The organism is uncultured Novosphingobium sp. (genome assembly GCF_964277725.1).
GTDB lineage: Bacteria > Pseudomonadota > Alphaproteobacteria > Sphingomonadales > Sphingomonadaceae > Novosphingobium > Novosphingobium fluoreni.
In genome coordinates this window covers 1-3,961 of record NZ_CAXYKL010000247.1, presented here as the reverse complement: position 1 = coordinate 3,961, position 3,961 = coordinate 1, and the positions used below count along the sequence as shown (strand labels likewise).

Annotated in this window: 5 protein-coding genes; 2 read left to right on the top strand and 3 right to left on the bottom strand. The window is 65.6% G+C overall.

Annotated features, from left to right (window positions below):
* Nucleotides 1–569: terminase large subunit domain-containing protein (locus ACHWRX_RS13745; protein ID WP_394659610.1), on the bottom strand; the 569-nt coding region annotated here is incomplete at its 3' end.
* Complete coding sequence (locus ACHWRX_RS13740; RefSeq protein ID WP_394659609.1) at nt 562–1,059, bottom strand: hypothetical protein; 498 nt, start codon at nt 1,057–1,059, stop codon at nt 562–564. The genes ACHWRX_RS13745 and ACHWRX_RS13740, both read right to left, overlap by 8 nt.
* 191 nt (nt 1,060–1,250) lie before the next feature.
* Between ACHWRX_RS13740 and ACHWRX_RS13735 the strand changes: the two genes are divergently transcribed.
* Both ACHWRX_RS13735 and ACHWRX_RS13730 read left to right on the top strand, forming a co-directional pair.
* Nucleotides 1,251–1,889 (top strand): YqaA family protein, encoded by a 639-nt coding sequence (locus ACHWRX_RS13735; RefSeq protein WP_394659608.1) that lies wholly within the window; start codon nt 1,251–1,253, stop codon nt 1,887–1,889.
* Between the two features lie 114 nt (nt 1,890–2,003).
* Entirely contained in the window at nt 2,004–2,570 is a 567-nt protein-coding gene (locus tag ACHWRX_RS13730) for an NADPH-dependent FMN reductase (protein ID WP_394659607.1), read from the top strand.
* Between the two features lie 40 nt (nt 2,571–2,610).
* Here the strand turns inward: ACHWRX_RS13730 and ACHWRX_RS13725 are convergent, their stop codons facing one another.
* Nucleotides 2,611–3,954 carry a NupC/NupG family nucleoside CNT transporter gene (locus ACHWRX_RS13725; protein ID WP_394659611.1) on the bottom strand — a complete coding sequence of 448 codons (1,344 nt, stop codon included), beginning with the start codon at nt 3,952–3,954 and terminating at the stop codon, nt 2,611–2,613.
* Nucleotides 3,955–3,961: the final 7 nt, after the last annotated feature.

The window sequence follows — 3,961 nt, the reverse complement described above, 5'->3', positions numbered from 1 at the left end:
GTGGTGGCGACGATGCGGGGCTGCGTGCCCAGCCTCAGCCCCAGCATCAGGTTGTCCCACGCGGCGATGGCACGGCCGCCGGCATTGTCCCACTTCGCGATCTCGTCACACCAGGCGTGGCTGTGCTGGGGGCCGCGCAGCGAATCCGGCTCACCTGCCGAATAGAGCGTGGCCTGCGCGCCGTTGGGCCAAGTCACGCGGCGCAGCGAGGGTTCGAAGGCGGGGCGGCGATGCACCGGACCGAGCGAGAGCAAGCCGCTTTCGCCCTCCACGATCACGGCACGCGCCTCGCTCAAGGATGCGGCGACCAGCGCGATGCGGGCGTCGGGATAAGCCTCCGCCATCTCGCGCACCCATTCCGCCCCGGCGCGGGTCTTGCCAAAGCCGCGCCCGGCCATGATTAGCCACGTCCGCCAGTCTCCGGCGGGCGCGATTTGCTCCGCCCGGCCCCACATGCGCCAGTTGCTTCTCGTTTCGACGGGGCCGTCGTCGTGCAGACCGGCGAACACCCGCTGGCGATCCGCGTCGCTGGCCCCGGCATAGCGCGTGAAGAGTTCGGTCTCAGTCATCGCAAGGCTCCGCCGCCGCGTCGATCGTGGATGGCGCTTCCAACTCGGCCGGCTTGCGCAGCTTCAGGATGCGCGCGTTGATCTCCGCGATCACGGCCTGCGCATCCTCGTTGCCGCGGATCGCCTGCTGCCGCGAAACGGAATCGCGGTGGGCGATCAGCAAGCGCAGGGCGGTGGCATTGTCGAACACGCGCACGCCGCGCTTGGCGCCCGGAGCGGCCTTCACTTCGCCTTCGCGCAAGCGGTGGAGCAGCGCCATTTCCAGATGCTCATAACCTTCGCACAGCGCTTCCTGCCAAGCGCGGTAAAACGCCGCATCCTTGCGCCGTGCGTTATAGGCCTTGGACGTCGGCACATTGGCCGCTTTGGCAGATGCGGTGACGTTGGAGGTCGCAGCCAGCGCATTCAGGAACACGCGCCGCCAGCGGTCTTTGGGGGCGGCGCGCATGACGCGCGGCCGGGTGCTGGAAGGCACCTTCGTGTCCACCATGATGGGCTCCTGCAAGTTTTGCGGATCGGGGAGAGCAGATCAGCCCTCCGACGTTGTTCCTGTTATGTACCGATATCGCCTGAACAAGTCAAGCAAAAAGTGCCAATTAGGTTACGCGCTTGCTCGCCGGGGGTTTGCTGCTAGTCACGGCGATACGGGACGGCGCATCGGCGTGGTCCAGGGGGAATCACATGCTGCGCCGCCTGTATAACTGGACCTTGGCCAAGGCCTCGCACCCGCATGCCGCCTGGTGGCTGGCCGCTTTCGCCTTCATGGAGGCAAGCTTCTTCCCGGTGCCGCCGCACCCCTTGCTGGGTCTGATGTGCCTGGCAGAGCCGAACAAGGCGATCCGCTTCGCCGCGATCGCCACGCTGGGCTCGGTGCTGGGCGGACTGTTGGGTTACGCGATCGGTGCGCTGGCTTACGAAGCGTTCGGGCAGGCGCTGCTCCACGCGCTGGGCCTGGCGGAAAGCTTCCCCAAGGCCGCCTGCTATCTGCGCGAATACGGCGCGGAGATCATCATCGTGAAGGGTGCCACGCCGATCCCGTTCAAGCTGCTGACGATCACCGCCGGCTTCATCGGCATGAGCCTGCCGGTGTTTATCGGCGCCAGCATCATCTCGCGCTCGATCAGCTTCATGATCGTGGGTGTGCTGTTCCGGTTGTTCGGCGCACCGATCAAGAAATTCATCGACAAGTACCTGGGCCTCGTCACCCTGGGCTTCGTGGCGCTGGTGATCGCCGGGTTCCTGGCGATCGCCTTGCTGGGTGGCGGCAGCACGCAGACCAAAGAGGCATGCGAAACCAACCCGCACGCGGTGCGCGCCTGATCATCCTGGTTTGTCGCTCCGCCTGATCGAGTTGCGGTGATCGGATCGCAAAAAGGGAACGCCCGGGGCTGACGAGGGTTGGGTTGCCGAACTCTTCCCTTCAGGAGCCTGTCCATGCCACTCAAAATCTGTGTTCTCGTCGGGTCGCTTCGGCCCGGTTCGATCAACCGTAGTCTGGCCGAAGCTCTGATCCGCCTGCCCGACGCGGCCGAACACGAATATCACTTCGCCGACATCGGCTCTTTGCCGCTCTACACCGAGGAGCATGACGAGAGCCCGCCCGAGACCGTGGTGGCCCTGCGCGAACTGGTGAAGAGCAGCGATGCGCTGCTGTTCGTCAGCCCGGAATACAACCGCTCGATCCCCGGCGTGCTGAAGAACGCGATCGACTACGGCTCGCGTCCTTATGGGGAGAGCGTGTGGAAGGGGAAGCCGTCTGCGGTGATCGGCACTTCGATCAGCCCGATCGGCACCGCGCTGGGGCAATCGCATCTGCGCATCGTGCTCGCCTACCTGGACGTGCCGCTGATGGATCAGCCGGAGGCCTACATCCAGTGGAAGGACGATCTGGTGGCGGATGACCACACGATCTCAGAAGCTTCGCGCGATTTCCTGAACGGCTGGATGAAGGCGTTCCTGGGCTTTGCCGGGCATCATAAGGGCGTGATGACGCCAAGCTGAGAGGACGTCTCTTCGAACGCGGCGGCCCTTGCCGGGCGGGTCAGCCCAACCCCAGGAACAACCCGGCCAGCGCCGCGCTCATCAAGTTGGATAAGCTACCGGCCGCCAGCGCCCGCATGCCCAGCCTGGCGATCACCGGGCGCTGGTTCGGGGCCAGGCCGCCCGTCACCGCCATCTGGATTGCGATCGACGAGAAGTTGGCGAAACCGCACAAGGCAAAGGTGATCACGCCCACGGTGCGCGGCGAAAGTCCGGCGTCCTTGCCCAGTTCGATGAAGGCGACAAATTCGTTCAGCACGATCTTGGTGCCGAACAGTCCGCCCGCCTGCAGCGCCTCGTTCCAGTCGGGCGTTGCCAGCAGGTAGAAGATCGGTGCGAAGAGGTAGCCCAGCAGCACCTGGAACGTCACATCGGCAAAGCCCAGCAGCCCCGCGATCCAGCCGACCAGGCCGTTCGCCAGCGCGATCAATGCCACGAACGCCAGCACCATCGCGCCTACCGCCACCGCCAGTTTCACGCCGGTCTGCGCCCCTTGCGCAGCGGCCATGATGATATTGGCGGGCTTCTCCTCGTCATGCGGCACTTCGACCGGCACGTCGTCGTGCACGCCCGGCTGGTGCGTCATGTCCTCCCTCTTCAGCGCGGCGGCGGCCATTCCGGCGGGCGGGGGCGCATCATGCTCATAACGTAGCACGTCACCATCGGCGATCAGCGAGGGCGCCGCCGCGCGCGGATCGGGCATGATCATCTTGGCCATGAAGATGCCTCCCGGCGCGGACATGAATGCGGCCGCCACCAGATAGTCGATACGGATGCCCATGCTGGCGTAGGCGGCAAGGATCGTGCCCGCCACACCCGCCATGCCCACCGTCATCAGGCAGAACAACTGCGAGGGCGTCAGCGAAGCGAGATAGGGGCGGACCACCAGTGGCGCCTCGCTCTGGCCGACGAAGATGTTCGAGGCGGCCGCCAGACTTTCCACCTTGGAGATGCCGGTGATCTTCTCCAGCCCGCCGCCGATCCAGCGGATCACCAGCGGCATGATCTTGAGATAATAGAGGATCGAGATCAGCGAGGCGAAGAAGATGATCACCGGCAGCGCCGAAATGGCGAAGCTGGTGCCGCCCATTTCCGGCCTGGCCAGCGGGCCGAACAGGAAATCGACGCCCGCATGGGCATAGCCCAGCAACGTCTCCACCCCTCGCGCCGCCCCGCCCAGCACGGTGCGGCCGAAGGGCACGTAGAGGACAAGCGCTGCGAACCCGGCCTGCAAGGCGAAAGCTGCACCCACCACGCGCGGGCGGATCGCGCCCCGGTTGGCCGATAGCAGGAAGGCGGCCAGCATGATCAGGGCGATGCCGAGGAGGCTGAAGGCAACGTGCATCGCGCGC